The following is a 16186-nucleotide window of genomic DNA, read 5'->3' as shown; positions in this document are numbered from 1 at the left end:
CCCATTGCAAGGATTGCCATGAACGTCTATGAAAAGCTCAAGGAACTGCAGATCGAACTGCCCCCGGTGTCCGTGCCCGCCGCGGCCTACGTGCCCTACGTGCAGACCGGCAACCTGGTGTTCCTGAGCGGCCACATCGCCCGCAAGGACGGCAAGCCCTGGGCCGCGCAGTTCGGCCGCAACATCAGCACCGAAGAAGGCAAGGCCGCGGCCCGCGCCGTCGCCATCGACCTGCTGGGCACGCTGCACGCGGCCACCGGCGGCGACCTCAACCGCATCGCCCGCATCGTCAAGGTGATGAGCCTGGTCAACTCGACCGGCGACTTCACCGAGCAGCACCTGGTCACCAACGGCGCCAGCGAGCTGTTCGGCCAGGTGTTCGGCGACAAGGGCGTGCATGCCCGCAGCGCCTTCGGCGTGGCGCAGATCCCCATGGGCGCCTGCGTCGAGATCGAGCTGATCGCCGAACTCTCCTGAGCGCCTGACCACCGCCCAAGCCCCTGGCCACCCGCCATGACCCTGCACGCCGCCGAGCCGCCCCTGGTGCTGTCCATCCAGTCGCACGTCGCCTACGGGCACGTGGGCAACGACGCGGCGGTGCTGCCGCTGCAGCTGCTGGGCCTGCAGCCGGTGGCGGTGCACACGGTGCAGTTCTCCAACCACACGGGCTACGGCGAGTTCAAGGGCCAGGTGTTCACGCCCGCGCACATCGGCGACGTGCTGGACGGCCTGCGTGCGCGCGGCGTGCTGGCGCGCTGCCAGGCCGTGCTCTCGGGCTACCTGGGCGATGCCGGCGTGGGCGAGGCCATCCTCGCGGCCGTGCAGGAGATCCGCGCCGCCCGCCCCGGCCTGCACTACCTGTGCGATCCGGTGATGGGCGACGTGGGCCGGGGCGTCTTCGTGCGGCCCGGCATTCCCGAATTCCTGCGCCGCCGCGCGCTGGCGCAGGCCAGCATCATCACGCCCAACCAATACGAATTCGAGCTGCTGCACGGCGGTGCACCGCTCGCCTCCGTCGATGAGGCCATCGCCGCAGCGCGCACCCTGCTGGGCACGGCGCCCGGCACCGGGCCGGCGCTGGTCGTGGTCACCAGCCTGCGCACGCCCGACCTGCCCGAAGACCGGCTGGGCACCCTGGCCGTGACGGCCGGCGCGGCCTGGCTGGTGCAGACGCCGTTCATCGACCTGCAGCCCCTGCCCAACGGCATGGGCGACGTTTTCTCCGCCGTGCTGCTGGGCCACCTGCTGCGCGGCGCGGCCACGCCCGATGCCGTCTCGGGCGCCGTGAGCAGCCTCTACGCGCTGGTGGCGCGCACCGTGCCCGGCCAGCGCGACCTGCCGCTCGTGGCCTGCCGCGAGCAGATCGCCGAGCCGGCAGAGCGCTTCCCGGCCCGGCCCTGGAACGGCGCTCCGGCCTGACCTCGTCAGGACGCGAAGGCTCCTGGCCTGCCTGGGCCAGCGCCCGTGCCAGCGCCCATGCCAGCGGCCGGGGCCCGCGCTCCTGCCGATGGCATGCCGACGCGATCCACGGCGAGATCGTCAGCCCGGGCTCAGAACGACACCGTGGCGGACAACTTGAAGGTGCGCGGAGCGCCCGGCATGACGAAGCCATCGCCGAAGGTGCCGATCCAGTAGCGCTTGTCGGTCACGTTTTCCACGCTGGCATTGAAGCGCACCGGCTTTTGGCCCAGCTTCATGGCGTAGCTGGCGCTCAGGTCGAAGCGGTTCCACGATGGCAGGCGCAGCTTGTTGCCCGAGTCGGACCATTGCGAGCCGGTGTAGATCACCCGGCCTCCGACCTTCAGGCCCCGCACCGTGGTCTGCCAGTCCAGGCCGATGCGGGCGCGCCACTCCGGCGTCCCGTAGGTGTCGCGGCCCGTGCTCCGCTGCTCGGAGGTGATGTGGGTGACGCCGCCCAGCAGCGAGAGCGCCTGCGTCAGGTTGCCGTAGGCGCTCCATTCCAGCCCGTTCAGGCGCTGTTCCCCGTCGCTGGCCAGGGTGGGCAGTGCGCCACCGCCGTTGACGCTGATGAATGAAGGCCGCTTGATCTGGTAGGCACTGATCGTGTGGGTCAGCTCGCCGGCCTGCAGCTTCACACCCAGCTCGACCTGCTTGGTGATCTTGGGTGCCAGGGCCTGCCCTTCGTTGGCATAGCCCACGCCGACCACCTCGCCCGGCTCCAGTCCTTCGGTGTAGTTGCCGAACAGCGATATCTTGTCTCCCCAGGGGCGCACCACGCCGGCGACCATGGGCGAGAAACGGCTTTCGTCGTAGCCGGAGTAAGGCATCTTCACCGTCTGGTGGCGGCCGCCGACGGTCAGCAGTACGGTGTCGCCCGCAAGAGCCAAGGTGTCTGCGATGGCCAGCGAACGGAAGTCATTCTTGGTGGCGACCCAGGCCGATCCGTAGCCCGTCCACGGAGGTGCCGGCGGGAACACCGGCGTGGACGGGTCGTACAGATTGGTGGGATTGCAGTAGGAGCAAGGGGTGTTGTTCGTGCCCTCGATGATGCGCAGGATGTTGGCCGACAGTTGCAGCCGGTGCTTGATGCCGCCGGTGTCGAACTTGCCGATCACGCCGGCCTCGGCCGTGCGGCGCTGTGAGCGGGTATCCACGTTGTAGACGGCGCCGCGCGTGGCGCCGTCCGCCCCGGTGACGATGGCGCGCGTGCCGAACATCAGGCCCCGGCCTTCGGAGCTGGAGCCCCCCACGGCCGCATAGCCTTGCCAGCGCTGGCTGAAGTCCACCTCCGCACGGGCCAGCACACCGCTGTTGTCGTACTTGCCATGGGTGCCGCGGAACAGGTTGACATCTCCGTCCGGAGGGGGCAGCAGGCGGCCCACACCCCGAATGGCCGGGCTTCCCAGGAAACTGAACATGGCGGGACTGCCATTGTCGATTTGGTTGACGCTGCTGTAGAGGTCGAGCGAGAAGCGTGCGCTATCGCCCAGATAGTCCAGCGCCAGCGCACCGACCTGCCGCTTCTGGCTCTCGTCCTTGGCGCCCATCTTGCCGTCGCCATAGACACCATTGAATCGCACGCCCAGGCGCTGGTCCGCGCCGAAGCGCTTGCCCAGATCGGCATGGGCCTGGAAATAGGAGCGCGACCCATAGGTCACCGTCAGATCGGCGATGGGCTGTGCCAGCGCACGCTTGGTCACCATGTTGACCGTACCCGCCACACTGGATGCCGGGGGCATGCCGGACAGCAGCACGTTCGGGCCGCGCAGCACCTCGACGCGCTCGAACAGCTCGATCGGCACCGCATTGGCCGGAGCGATGCCGTACAGGCCGTTGGTGGCGATGTCGATGGCACCGATGTCCAGGCCGCGCAGGTTGAAGTTCTGCAGCATGTGGTTCTTGTTGGTCGTGAAGACGACGGCGGAGTCGTTTTCGAGCACGTCCTGCAGCGTCAGCGCCGACCAGTCCTCGGCCAGCTCACGCGTATAGGCATTGACATGCACCGGCGCATCCATGATGGAAGTCGCACCCAGGATGCCCAGGCGCGCCCCGGAGGCCGCCTTGTGGCCGGGCGCTCGCTGCGGCAGGTCTTCGCGTTCGTAATTGCTGCGCACCGTCGTCGTGGGCAAGGCGGCTTCTTCCTTGTGCGCCGAAACCGGCTGCGCGAGCGTTCCGGTGCCGAAAGCGGCCAGCGCCAGGGCGATCGGCGTGAGCTGGAGTCGGCGTCGGGTAGAGGTATGCATGGATAGTGCTTTCGCTTGGTTGAACATTCGGTAGAGAAGAGCCGCGCCGCAGGTTTCCTGCGCATGCACAGGCAAAGGCACGGCGGCGTCGCAGCGCGCAGGCAGACAGGCAGACAGGAAGGCCTGCCGATGCATCGCCGGAGTGCCCTCGCCTACGCCTTTGCCTTTGCCGGGAATGCAGCCCGGAAGGGAAAATCGGCCGGAATCGGGAGCGGGCTCGGTATTTGGATCTCAGCGCTGGGCGGCGCCTGGCGGCGAGGGCCGCAGCCTCCAGGCCTGCCAGGCGAAGAAGAGCGCCAGCGCCGTGCAGGTCGCGCCGAGCAGAGCGCCGTCAGCGCCTGGGCGCAACGCCACGGCCAGCGGCACCAGTGCGTTGCACGACGCGGCGCACCACAGCAGGCCCGGAGCCGCGCGCTCGGTGCCGCGCCAGATGGCCCAGGCGATGCAGCCCCCGAAGAGCGCGTAGTACGCGCCCTGGTGCAACCCATTCAGATCGACCAGCCACGGGCCCAGCCAGCGCGCGAGCACCAGCGTGGCGGGCAGCGCAGCGGCACACCCGAGGCACACGCCCAGCGTGAGGGCGGAGACGATGCGAACGTGGCGGGGCCGTTCACGCACGGCGGCTTCTTGCGGCACGCGCGCGCGTTGCGTCCGCGTCTCGATCCACAGCAAGTTGCCGGTGTAGAAAAGCAGCGCGCCGGAAAAACCCAGCAGCAGATACAGCACGCGCACCGTGTCCCCGCCATAGCTGCCGAAGTGCAGCGAGAACAGGCTGCCGAGCAGCGCGGTAGACACCGCGCCGCTGGCGCCGGGAAGATAGCTGCGGTCATGGATCTCACCGCTGCTCAGATCGACGATGGCGAGGCCGTAGCGCGAGGCGCGCTGGAAGTGGCGCTCGTCGCTGCCGGATACGAACGCCGAAGTGCCCTGGGGCTGAATCACGTAGTCCAGCGCCAGCGGCCGGAAGCCCGCCGCCTGCTGCTGCACGCGGCGCTTGATCTCGCTGGGGGGCAGCCAGTCCGCACGGTTCACCGTGGGGCGCGGAACGCTGTCGCGCGCCACCGTGGGGCCCAGCCCGGCTGGGTAGATGAACCGGTCCTGCGCCATGTACACCACATCGTGCAGGCCGAATACGGCGGCACTCAAGGCGATCACCAGATGGAACGGCAGGCTCGCCACGCCGAGAAGGTTGTGAACGTCCAGCCACATGCGCTTGAGGTTGGCGCCCAGGCGGAGATGGAACAGATCCTTGGCCAGCGAGGGCAGCACCACCACCACGCCCGATACCAGCGCCAGCGCATAGGCCAGGGCGACGAGGCCGATGATCGGCTCGGCCACATCGAGGGGCAGCGGCAAGCCACCCTTGCGATGCAGGTAGTCCACGAACTTGCCGCTGGTGCTGTCTTCGCGCGGCATCCCGTCCATGCGGTGCAGCTGGCCATCGATGCCGAGCTGCCACGCGACAGCCTCCTTGCCTCGCACCAGATGCACCAACACGGGCTGTGCGTTGTCAACGCCCGGCCAGATCAGCCGCACCCGGCCCGTGGCATGGGGCTCTGCATCCCAGAAGGCCTTGACCAGCTGGTCGGCATCGCCGCTGACGGCGCGGGAAGCCGGAGCGGGCGGCTGCGTCCAGCGGGTGATCTCCGCTTGCAGCATCGAGAAGGCGCCCGCATAGAACGCCACGTAGAGCACCAGGCCGCACAGAATGCCGACCCAGGTATGGACCGCCAGATAGTCCTTGACCGTTTGCGCCTTCATTGCAGCGCCCTCCAGGCGGCGAACGCAGCGACATTCGCCAGCAGGAAGACCGTGGCGCATTGCACGCGGCTGGCCGCCAGGAACGCGACGCAGGGCGCGCAGGCCCAGAGCAGCACCGCGAGCCACATCGCGATTTGGTCGCGCACGGGCACGAAGCCAGGCAGCAGGCCGCCGTACATGAGCAGCCAGCTGAGCCAAAGCGCCAGCGGAAAGCCCAGCAGGAAACCCGTCAAGCCCTTGAACAGCAGATGGCGCGAAGCGGATGGCGCACGCCCCTTGCGGCTCATCGCGCCCCCTTCGCTGGCCGGCGCCGGAGGGCACGCCAGTAGCTCAGACAGGGCAGCGCGAGCATGGACGCGGCCGACACCACCGCGATAGCCACCGCCAGGCCGAACCCTGCGCCGTGCACCTGCCAAGCCGCAAGTGCCGCAACGGCCACGCCACACAGCGTGCCAGGCCAGCCTGTGAGCGCACTTTCAGAACGCCGCGTTGCACCAAGAAAGAACCAGCTGCCCACCACAGCCAGTGAAACCCCAACCCACATAGACAAAAAACGAATAAGAATTATTACTAATAATACCATTAGCCAAATTGGCGAGTCCGATCGAGACGGGCTATCGCCATGCCTGCAGCAGGCCCGTGCGCTGCCCTCGCCTGCGCACAGGCGACCACGATGCAGCGACAGGGAGCCACCCGGGCACTGTGCTCGCCGAGGCCTTGGCAGTGGACGGTGCCGCGCGGGTTGCGGCAACCGGGCGGCTCGGCGAGGCGGGGGCCAGCGCGGCAGCCACCGGCGTGCGCCCCGCAGACGCAAAGCGGAAGCAGCAGCCATTGCAAGGGTCGGAGCCCTCCGCGTAACTGGGACCGAGGCAGCCCCTAGGCGCTGGTGGCCCGTGCAGTGTCCGGCGGGCGGATCGCCGAGCCCTCGCAGCGCTTCGCCGCCGAAGCGGTCGGTCGAGAGAGCGCGTTCAGGCCGCGAGCCTGCGGCGCGCGCCCTGCGCAGGCAGCGGGGGCAAGGCCACGCCGGCCTGTCCGGGCATGGAGCGCAGCTTGAAGACCGACACCGTGCGCGCCAGGTGCTCGGCCTGCTCGCGCAGGCTCTGGGCCGCGGCGGCGCTTTCCTCCACCAGCGCGGCGTTCTGCTGCGTCATCTGATCCAGCTGGCCCACGGATTGGTTCACCTGGCCGACGCCCGCGCTCTGCTCGGAGGCCGCGGCGGTGATCTCGCCGATCATGTCGTTGACGTGCTGCACCGAGCGCACGATCTCCTGCATGGTCGTTCCCGCGTCGTGCACCAGCTGGCTGCCGGCCTCCACGCGCTCGACCGAGGTGCCGATCAACTGCTTGATCTCCCGTGCGGCCGTGGCGCTGCGCTGCGCCAGCGTGCGGACCTCGCTGGCCACCACGGCGAAGCCCCGGCCCTGCTCGCCCGCGCGCGCCGCCTCCACGGCGGCATTGAGCGCCAGGATGTTGGTCTGGAAGGCGATGCCGTCGATCACGCCGATGATGTCGGCGATCTTGCGGCTGCTCTGGTGGATGTCATCCATGGTGGCGACCACCTGCGTGACGACGTCGCCGCCGCGCTGGGCCACGCTGCGGGCGTTGGCCGCCAGCCCGCTGGCCTGCTGCGCGCTGCCCGCGCTCTGCTGCAGGGTGCTGGTGAACTGGTCCATCGCCGATGCGGTGGCCTGCAGGCTGCTGGAGGTCTGCTCGGTGCGCGCCGACAGGTCCTGGTTGCCCGTGGCGATTTCCGCGCTGGCGATGGCGATGCTGTCGGTGCTCTGGCGCACCTGCCGCACCACGCCGTCGAGCGCTTCGGCCATCCGGCCGAGCGAGCGCAGGAGCTCGCCGAACTCATCGCCCCCGCCTTCGGGCACCGGCGAGGCCAGGTCGCCGCTGGCGATGCGTGCGGCCACGGCATTGGCTTCGGCCAGCGGCTTCTGGATGCCCCGGATCAGCAGCCTGCCGCCAGCGACGATGCCCACCAGCAGCAGCGCGAGGCCCGCAGCCGCGCCCAGCAGGATGCGGCGCAGCGACGCGGCCGAGTGCGCCTGGAGCGCGTCGGCAGCGTCGGCCTGCATCTGCGCGAAATCGCGCAGCAGCTGCAGGTAGTCGGCCACCGCCGGCTGATAGCGCTGCAGCACCACGGCCCGCGCGTCGTCCTTCATGCCGGCGGCCGACAGCCGGCCGACCTCGGCGCGCAGATCCAGCGTGGCCTGGCGTGCCTTGGCGATCCGCTCCATGTGGGCCTTGTCCTGCTCCGAAAGCTCCATGCCGGCGAGCTTTTTCTGGGCTTCGGAAATACGGGCCGACGTCGCAGCGATCAAGGGCTTGAACTGCGCCTCCAGCACGGGTTCCGCCGTCAGCGCCAGCGCCAGGGTGCGGGCTGCATTGGTTTCCGTCAGCCCCGCCCAGCTCAGCGCCAGCTGGGTGCGCTGCGCCATCTGGTCGCGCGCGGCCTCGGTCCGCGCCTGTTCGCGCTGATACAGCGCTCCCGCCACGCCGAATACCAAGGAGAGCATCACCACCAGGGTGGCGACGGCGATCCACAGCTTGTGGACGATACCCAGAGATCGGGACATAGCGGACTGCCTCTTGTTGCGTTGGTTGCGGAGCCTGTTGACGGCCTCCCAGGACCGCCATCTGCGTTGAGCGGCTGCAGCCATGGTGCATGAAGCACGGTGCGGATTACTCGGTAGTTACACCAGCGGCGGGCACCACCGTGATCCAGGGGAGAGAGAGCAGCACCGCAAGAAGGCGCGGGGAGCGCGGCGTCTTGGCGCCTGCTCCCCGCGTCAGAGACTGCCGACGACCGCGCAGGGCTCGTCAGCCCGCCGTCGGAAGAAGTTCAGAAGGTTTCCCAGTCGTCATCGCCGCCCGCAGCCTTGCGTGCGCTGGGTGCCGGTGCCGGAGCGGGCTTGGGTGCTGCAGGTGCTGCAGCGCGGCCCGGCAGTGCCGGCGCGGCGGCAGGGCGTGCTGCGGGCTTGGCCGCAACGGCCGGCGCCTTCGACGGGAACCTCGCCGGGGCCGGAACAGCCGCCGGCGCGGCAGCGGGCACGGCCTGGGGCTGGTACGCCGCAGCCCGGCCGCCATCGCGCAACTTGAACAGCGCCACCAGATCGGACAGCATGGCCGCCTGCGACTTGAGCGAACTGGCCGCAGCCGCGGCTTCTTCGACCAGCGCCGCGTTCTGCTGCGTCACCTGGTCCATCTGGCCGACGGCCTGGCTCACCTGCTCGATGCCGGAGCTCTGCTCGACGGTCGCGGCGCTGATCTCGCCCATGATGTCGGCCACGCGGCGGATGCTGTCCACCACGGTCTCCATGGTGCGGCCGGCTTGCGCCACCTGCTGCGAGCCCTGGTCCACCTTTGCCACCGAGTCGCCGATCAGCGTCTTGATGTCCTTGGCGGCCTCGGCGCTGCGCTGGGCCAGCGAGCGCACTTCGCCCGCCACCACGGCGAAGCCCCGGCCCTGCTCGCCGGCGCGGGCCGCTTCCACGGCCGCGTTCAGCGCCAGGATGTTGGTCTGGAAGGCGATGCCGTCGATCACGCCGATGATGTCGGCGATCTTGCGCGAAGACGCATCGATGGCGCCCATGGTCTGCACCACCTCGGCCACCGCCTTGCCGCCCTCGCCCGCCACCTGCGATGCCTGGGAGGCGAGCTGCGTGGCCTGCCGCGCGCTGTCGGCGTTCTGGCGCACGGCGCTGGTCAGCTCCTCCATGGAGGCCGCCGTCTGCTGCAGGGCGCTGGCCTGGCGCTCGGTGCGGGCGGAGAGGTCCTGGTTGCCCGAATCGATCTCGCGCGCGGCGACGGCGATCTGGTCCGCGCCTTCGCGCACGCGGCTGGTGACCTGGAGCAGGTTGTCGTTCATCTGGCGCAGCGCCTGCAGCATCTGCCCGGGCTCGTCGCGGCCACCCGGGGCGATCTCGCTGGTCAGGTCGTTCGCCGCCACGGCGCGGGCCACGCGCACCGCCTCGCCCAGCGGGCGCGTGATGCTGCGCGCGATCCACCAGCCGACGCCGCCGCCCACCGCCAAGGCCAGCAGGGTGGCGATGATCACGGCCACTCGCGTCTCTCCGTAGCCGACTTCGACCTCGCCCAGCGCGCTGTCGATGTCCGCGCGCTGCACGTCCAGCAGCTTCTGCACCGCGTCGAGGAAGCGCAGGGTTTCCGGCTGGAACTGCTGCGCGAAGAGGCTCTGCACCTCGTCCGTGCGCCCTTCGCGCTTGGCCTTGTAGATCGCATCGCGCGCCGCGAGGTAGCCGGTGCGCGCCTTCTGGATGTCGGCCATCAGCGCCTTCTCCTGATCGGTCTCCAGCAGCGCCTGGATGCGCTTGAGCAACTCGGAAGACTGCTGCGACGACGCTGCGGCCTCTTTCGCGAATGCGTCGTTCAGCGACGTGTCGTTGCTGAGCACGACCGCCTTGGTGCGCTGCACGGCCACATGGATGGTCCGTGCCCAGTCGCTGATGAGCCGCTCCTTGACCAGCGACTCGGAAGAAACGCTCTTCACGGAGCGCACCATGACGCCCATGCTGGAGAGGCCCCGCATGTTCATGAGGAACATGATGAGCAGGATGAGCGCAAAGCCCAGCGCAAGCCGGGTCGTGATTTTCAAGTCTTTCAAGGTGGGGGCTCCCGGGGCAAACATCACGGACACGACGAATAGGCGCGGCACGGTAACGATGGTCGGCCGTGGTCACGCTAGAGGCGATATTGCATGGATACAAGCGGAAACACCACTCCGCATTAATACCAGCCGCACACCGCGATGCGGCAGCGCAACAAAAAAGGGCCGCCCATGGGGCGGCCCTTCGCGGGACGGGGGAGAAGGCTTGTTCCAGCACCTTGCCGGGAACGCGCCGCGCCTCGTCACTCCACGCGCAGCACGGCGTTCGGCTTGAAGCCCAGATCGGCCGCCTTGCCCTTGCGCCCGCGCGGGAAGCGCGCGTTGTTCAGGCTGCGGATTTCCAGCGTCTCCTCGCGCTCCTTGCCGCCCCGGCCCAGGCCGGCGATGCGCACGCTGCGCGTATAGGCCGCGGCCCCTGCGAGCTGGTCCTTGTCTTCCAGGTCGATCAGCATCAGGCCGCGGCCGCCGTTGGCCATGGTCTTGAGTTCGCTGATCTCGAAGGTCAGGATGCGCCCGCCCACCGAAGCGCAGCAGACGTGCGTGGCCGGCGCCAGCGGCTGGCCGCCCGCGCTGCAGCCCGCTGCAGGCGAAGGCCGGCAGAGCTGCTCGCCCTCGCCCAGCGTGACGAAGGCCTTGCCGCCCCGGTTGCGCGCCACCATGTTCTCGACCGCCGCGATGAAGCCGTAGCCGCCCGAGTTGGCCAGCAGCAGCGTGGCGGCAGCCGGGCCGGCGAAGTAATGCACCGGCTGCGTGCCGGCTTCGAGCTCGATCAGCGTGGTGATGGGCTGGCCGTCGCCGCGCGCGCCCGGCAGCTGCGACACCGCCACCGAATACAGGCGGCCGTTGCTGCCGAAGACGATGAGCGTATCGACCGTGCGGCACTCGAAGGTGGAATAGAGCCCGTCGCCCGACTTGAAGGCGAAGCTGGCTGCGTCGTGGCCGTGGCCCTGGCGCGCGCGCACCCAGCCCTTTTCCGAGACGACCACCGTGACCGGCTCATCGACCACCTTGACCTCGGCCACGGCCTTCTTCTCGGCCTGGATGAGGGTGCGGCGGGCATCGGCGAACTGCTTGGCGTCGGCCTCGATCTCCTTGATCATGAGGCGGCGCAGCGACGTCGGGTTGCCCAGGATGTCTTCGAGCTTGCCCTGCTCCTCGCGCAGCTCGGCGAGCTCTTGCTCGATCTTGATGGCCTCGAGCCGCGCCAGCTGGCGCAGGCGGATTTCCAGGATGTCCTCGGCCTGCCGTTCCGACAGGTTGAAGCGCGCCATCAGCGCGGCCTTGGGCTCGTCGCTGGCGCGGATGATGGCGATCACCTCGTCGATGTTGAGCAGCACGGTCTGCCGCCCTTCGAGGATGTGGATGCGGTCCAGCACCTTGGCCAGGCGATGCTGGCTGCGCCGCGTGATGGTCTGCTGGCGGAAGGCGACCCACTCCTCCAGCATGCGGCGCAGCGACTTCTGCACGGGCCGGCCGTCCAGCCCGACCATGGTCAGGTTGATGGGCGCCGAGGTCTCCAGGCTGGTGTGGGCCAGCAGGCAGGTGATGAGTTCCTGCTGCGGCACACGGCCGGTCTTGGGCTCGAAGACGATGCGCACGGGCGCGTCCTTGCTGGACTCGTCGCGCACCACGTCGAGCACGCCGAGCACCGTCGCCTTGAGCTGCACCTGCTCCTGCGAGAGCGCCTTCTTGCCGGCCTTGACCTTGGGGTTGGTCAGTTCCTCGATCTCTTCGAGCACCTTCTGCGCCGACACGCCCGGGGGCAGCTCGGTCACCACCAGCTGCCACTGGCCGCGGGCCAGGTCCTCGATCTTCCAGCGCGCGCGCACCTTCAGGCTGCCGCGCCCGGTGCGGTAGGCGTCCTGGATGTCGGCCGCGCTGCTGATGATCTGGCCGCCGCCGGGGTAGTCCGGGCCGGGGATCAGCGTGAACAGTTCCTCTTCGGAGAGGTGGGCGTTCTTGACCAGTGCCACGCAGGCGTCGGCCACTTCCCGCAGGTTGTGGCTGGGGATCTCGGTGGCCAGGCCCACGGCGATGCCGCTGGCGCCGTTGAGCAGCGCGAACGGCAGGCGGGCGGGCAGCTGGCGCGGCTCTTCGGTGGAGCCGTCGTAGTTGGGCACGAAGTCCACCGTGCCCTGGTCGATCTCGTCGAGCAGCAGGCTGGAGATGCGCGTCAGGCGCGCCTCGGTGTAGCGCATGGCGGCGGCGCCGTCGCCGTCGCGGCTGCCGAAGTTGCCCTGGCCGTCGATCAGCGGATAGCGCTGGCTGAAGTCCTGCGCCAGCCGCACCAGCGCGTCGTAGGCCGACTGGTCACCGTGAGGGTGGAAGCGGCCCAGCACGTCGCCCACCACGCGGGCGCTCTTGACCGGCTTGGCGGGTACGTTGCGGGTGGGGCCGCTGTACGACAGGCCCATGCGGTCCATCGCGAAGAGGATGCGCCGCTGCACGGGCTTGAGGCCGTCGCACACGTCGGGCAGCGCGCGGCCCTTGACCACGGAGAGCGCGTATTCCAGATAGGCGCGCTGCGCGTAGCCGGCCAGGGCGAGCTGGTCGTCGGCCGGCGCGGGCGGAGTGAAGTCGAGGGTGGGTTGGTCGTTGTCGCTCATGCGTCGAAGGAAAGGAAGGGAACGAAGGATGAGGTGGCGCGGGCCTGGGCCGGGCTCCACCCATCCACTACCAAATCAATAGCAGCATGCGCAAGCGGGACGGGCGCTGCAGCCCGAAACCGCTCCAAGGCGCAGCAGGAACGGCTAGATATCGATCTCCACCGCATCGCCGTGCAGTTCCATCAGCTCGCGGCGGGCGGCGGCCTCGCCCTTGCCCATCAGCTTGGTGATCAGGCTCTCGGTATCGGCGAAGCCCATGGCGCCCAGCTGCACCGGCAGCAGGCGGCGCGTGTCGGGGTTGAGGGTGGTTTCCCAGAGCTGCTCGGCGTTCATCTCGCCCAGGCCCTTGAAGCGGCTGATCTGGCACTTCTCGCGCGCCACGCCGTCCTTGGCGCATTTGTCGAGGATGGATTCGAGCTCGCCCGCGTCCAGCGCATAGACCTTGGAGGCCGGCTTCTTGCCGCGCGCGGGCACGTCCACCCGGAAGAGCGGCGGCCGGGCCACGTAGATGTGGCCGGCGTCGATCAGCTTGGGGAAATGGCGGAAGAAGAGCGTGAGCAGCAGCACCTGGATGTGCGAGCCGTCCACGTCGGCATCGGACAGGATGCAGACCTTGCCGTAGCGCAGGCCCGAGAGGTCGGGCGTGTCGTTCGGGCCGTGCGGATCGACGCCGAGCGCCACGGAGATGTCGTGGATCTCGTTGTTGGCGAAGAGGCGGTCGCGGTCCACCTCCCAGGTGTTGAGCACCTTGCCGCGCAGCGGCAGCACGGCCTGGCATTCCTTGTCGCGGCCCATCTTGGCGCTGCCGCCGGCGGAGTCGCCCTCGACCAGGAACACCTCGTTGTGCGAGAGGTCGCGGCTTTCGCAGTCGGTGAGCTTGCCGGGCAGCACGGCCACGCCGGAGCCCTTCTTCTTCTCGACCTTCTGGCCGGCCTTCTGGCGCGTCTGCGCGGCCTTGATGGCCAGTTCGGCCAGCTTCTTGCCGTATTCGACGTGCTGGTTCAGCCAGAGCTCGAGCGTCGGCCGCACGAAGCTGGAGACCAGCCGCACGGCGTCGCGCGAATTGAGCTTTTCCTTGACCTGGCCCTGGAACTGCGGGTCCAGCACCTTGGCCGACAGCACGTAGGAGGCGCGGGCGAACACGTCTTCGGGCAGCAGCTTGACGCCCTTGGGCAGCAGCGAATGCAGCTCGATGAAGCTCTTGACCGCGTTGAAGAGGCCGTCGCGCAGGCCCGCGTCGTGCGTGCCGCCCGCGCTGGTCGGGATCAGGTTGACGTAGCTCTCGCGCACCGGCGCGCCTTCGTCGGTGAAGCCCACGCACCAGGAGGCGCCCTCGCCTTCGGCGAAGCTCTCGTTGTGGCGGTCGGCGAAGCCCTCGCCCTCGAAGAGCGGGATCACCGGATCGGCCGACAAGGTTTGCGCCAGGTAGTCGCGCAGGCCGCCCTTGTATTGCCAGGTCTGCGTGTCCTTCGATTTCTCGTTGACCAGCGTCACCGTCACGCCGGGCATCAGCACCGCCTTGCTGCGCAGCAGGTGGGTCAGCTCGCCCATGGGCAGCACGGAGGTCTCGAAGTACTTGGGATCGGGCCACACGCGCACGGTGGTGCCCTGCTTGCGTTCGCCAGCGGCGAGCGGGCGCGCCACCAGCGGCTCGGTGACGTCGCCGCCCTCGAAGACGAGCCGCGCCACCTGGCCTTCGCGGTGGGTGTGGGCCTCCAGCCTGAGCGCCAGCGCGTTGGTCACCGACACGCCCACGCCGTGCAGGCCGCCCGAGAAGCTGTAGGCGCCGCCCTTGCCCTTGTCGAACTTGCCGCCCGCATGCAGGCGGGTGAACACCAGCTCGATCACCGGCGCCTTCTCTTCGGGGTGCAGGCCGAACGGGATGCCGCGGCCATCGTCTTCCACGCTGACCGAGCCATCGGCATGCAGCGTGACCTTGATCTTCTTGCCGTGGCCGGCCAGGGCCTCGTCGGCGGCGTTGTCGAGCACCTCCTGGATGATGTGCAGGGGGTTGTCGGTGCGGGTGTACATGCCCGGGCGCTGCTTGACGGGCTCCAGGCCCTTGAGCACGCGGATCGAGCCTTCGGAATACTCGCTGCTCGCGGCGGAGGATGCGGATACGGATGCGGGTTTGACTGCCATGGCGGCGGATTGTAGTGCTGGATATAACCACAGCCCACCAATGCGCGAGACGCTTGCGTGCCAGCGGCCCCGCGCGGTTTTGGCTACATTCGCCCGATGCCTCAAGACCCCACCCGCAAATTGTCCATGGCCCAGGTGCTGCTGTGCGGCGCCGCCGTCGTCACGCTGTCGATGGGCATACGCCATGGCTTCGGTCTCTGGCTGCAGCCCATCACGCAGGAAATGGGCTGGACGCGCCAGACCTTCGCGCTGGCGATCGCGGTGCAGAACATCGCCTGGGGCCTGTTCGGCATCCTCGCGGGCATGGCGGCGGACCGCTTCGGCGCCTTCCGCGTGCTGATCGGCGGCGCCCTGCTCTACGCGCTGGGCCTGGCGGGCATGGCGCTCTCGCCCACGCCGCTGACGTTCGCGCTCACCGCCGGCGTGCTCATCGGCGCAGCCCAGGCGGGCACCACCTATGCGGTGATCTACGGCGTGCTGGGGCGGCAGATCGCGCCCGAGAAGCGCTCCTGGGCCATGGGCGTGGCGGCGGCGGCGGGCTCGTTCGGGCAGTTCCTGATGGTGCCGGTGGAAGGCCAGCTCATCGCCCGGATGGGCTGGCAGGAGGCGCTGCTGGCGCTATCGCTGCTGGTGCTGCTCATCGTGCCGCTGGCCTTCGGCCTGCGCGAGCCCGGCTTCGCCAAGCCCTCCGGCCAGGGCGCCGCGCCCACGCCGCAGCGCGGCCAGTCGATCGCGCAGGCGGTGGCGGAATCGCTGCACAACCCGAGCTTTTTGCTGCTGACGGCGGGCTACTTCGTCTGCGGCTTCCAGGTGGTGTTCATCGGCGTGCACATGCCCAGCTATCTCAAGGACCACGGCCTCTCGCCGCAGGTGGCGAGCTACGCGCTGGCGCTCATCGGCCTCTTCAACATCTTCGGCACCTACCTGGCCGGCACGCTCGGCCAGCGCATCCCCAAGCGCTACATCCTCGCGTTCATCTACTTCGCGCGGGCCGTGGCCATCAGCGCCTTTCTGCTGGCGCCGCTCACGCCGGCCTCGGTCTATGTGTTCTCGGCCGTGATCGGCGCGCTGTGGCTGTCCACCGTGCCGGTCACCAACGCCACCGTGGCGCAGATCTTCGGGGTGCAGCATCTGTCGATGCTCAGCGGCTTCGTGTTCTTCAGCCACCAGATCGGCAGCTTCCTGGGCGTGTGGCTGGGCGGCTATCTCTACGACCGCACCGGCAGCTACGACGTGGTCTGGTACATCGCCATCGCGCTGGGCGTCTTCGCGGGCCTGGTGAACCTGCCGGTGCGCGAAGCGCCCCTGCTGCGCGCACCGCGCCCCGCCTGAAAGGCCTG

General features: G+C 69.1%; 10 protein-coding genes. 3 read left to right on the top strand and 7 right to left on the bottom strand.

Annotated features, from left to right (window positions below; genetic code table 11):
• Positions 1 to 18: 18 nt before the first annotated feature.
• Positions 19 to 477, top strand: coding sequence for a RidA family protein (locus BM070_RS12520; protein ID WP_092939742.1), 459 nt, complete (start codon positions 19 to 21; stop codon positions 475 to 477).
• Positions 478 to 513: 36 nt separating this feature from the next.
• The gene (gene pdxY, locus BM070_RS12515) at positions 514 to 1419 is read left to right on the top strand and encodes a pyridoxal kinase PdxY (protein WP_092939741.1); all 906 of its coding nucleotides are present in this window, start codon (positions 514 to 516) and stop codon (positions 1417 to 1419) included.
• A gap of 131 nt (positions 1420 to 1550) precedes the next feature.
• Here the strand turns inward: pdxY and BM070_RS12510 are convergent, their stop codons facing one another.
• From BM070_RS12510 to BM070_RS12480, 7 genes are all read right to left on the bottom strand, one after another.
• A complete protein-coding gene (locus BM070_RS12510) occupies positions 1551 to 3704 on the bottom strand; it encodes a TonB-dependent receptor (RefSeq protein ID WP_092939828.1) in 2154 nt (717 codons plus the stop codon).
• A gap of 231 nt (positions 3705 to 3935) precedes the next feature.
• The gene (locus BM070_RS12505) at positions 3936 to 5465 is read right to left on the bottom strand and encodes a PepSY-associated TM helix domain-containing protein (protein ID WP_175518485.1); all 1530 of its coding nucleotides are present in this window, start codon (positions 5463 to 5465) and stop codon (positions 3936 to 3938) included.
• A complete protein-coding gene (locus BM070_RS12500; protein WP_092939739.1) occupies positions 5462 to 5752 on the bottom strand; it encodes a hypothetical protein in 291 nt (96 codons plus the stop codon). The genes BM070_RS12505 and BM070_RS12500 overlap by 4 nt, the downstream gene beginning before the upstream one ends.
• A gap of 681 nt (positions 5753 to 6433) precedes the next feature.
• Positions 6434 to 8047 (bottom strand): methyl-accepting chemotaxis protein, encoded by a 1614-nt coding sequence (locus tag BM070_RS12495; RefSeq protein WP_092939738.1) that lies wholly within the window; start codon positions 8045 to 8047, stop codon positions 6434 to 6436.
• A gap of 266 nt (positions 8048 to 8313) precedes the next feature.
• Entirely contained in the window at positions 8314 to 10095 is a 1782-nt protein-coding gene (locus tag BM070_RS12490; protein WP_092939827.1) for a methyl-accepting chemotaxis protein, read from the bottom strand.
• Between the two features lie 245 nt (positions 10096 to 10340).
• Positions 10341 to 12704, bottom strand: a complete 2364-nt coding sequence (gene parC / locus BM070_RS12485) for a DNA topoisomerase IV subunit A (RefSeq protein ID WP_092939737.1) — start codon at positions 12702 to 12704, stop codon at positions 10341 to 10343.
• 144 nt (positions 12705 to 12848) lie between these two features.
• Positions 12849 to 14846 (bottom strand): DNA topoisomerase IV subunit B, encoded by a 1998-nt coding sequence (locus BM070_RS12480; RefSeq protein ID WP_092939736.1) that lies wholly within the window; start codon positions 14844 to 14846, stop codon positions 12849 to 12851.
• Positions 14847 to 14942: 96 nt separating this feature from the next.
• On the opposite strand from BM070_RS12480, the gene BM070_RS12475 reads away from it, so the two are divergent.
• Positions 14943 to 16178 carry an MFS transporter gene (locus BM070_RS12475; protein ID WP_092939735.1) on the top strand — a complete coding sequence of 412 codons (1236 nt, stop codon included), beginning with the start codon at positions 14943 to 14945 and terminating at the stop codon, positions 16176 to 16178.
• The last annotated feature ends 8 nt before the right edge of the window (positions 16179 to 16186 follow it).

Origin of the sequence: Paracidovorax wautersii, from assembly GCF_900113035.1 — a bacterium.
GTDB lineage: Bacteria > Pseudomonadota > Gammaproteobacteria > Burkholderiales > Burkholderiaceae_C > Paracidovorax > Paracidovorax wautersii.
Note: the sequence above shows the minus strand (reverse complement) of the source record. Positions and strands in the feature narration are given on the sequence as shown.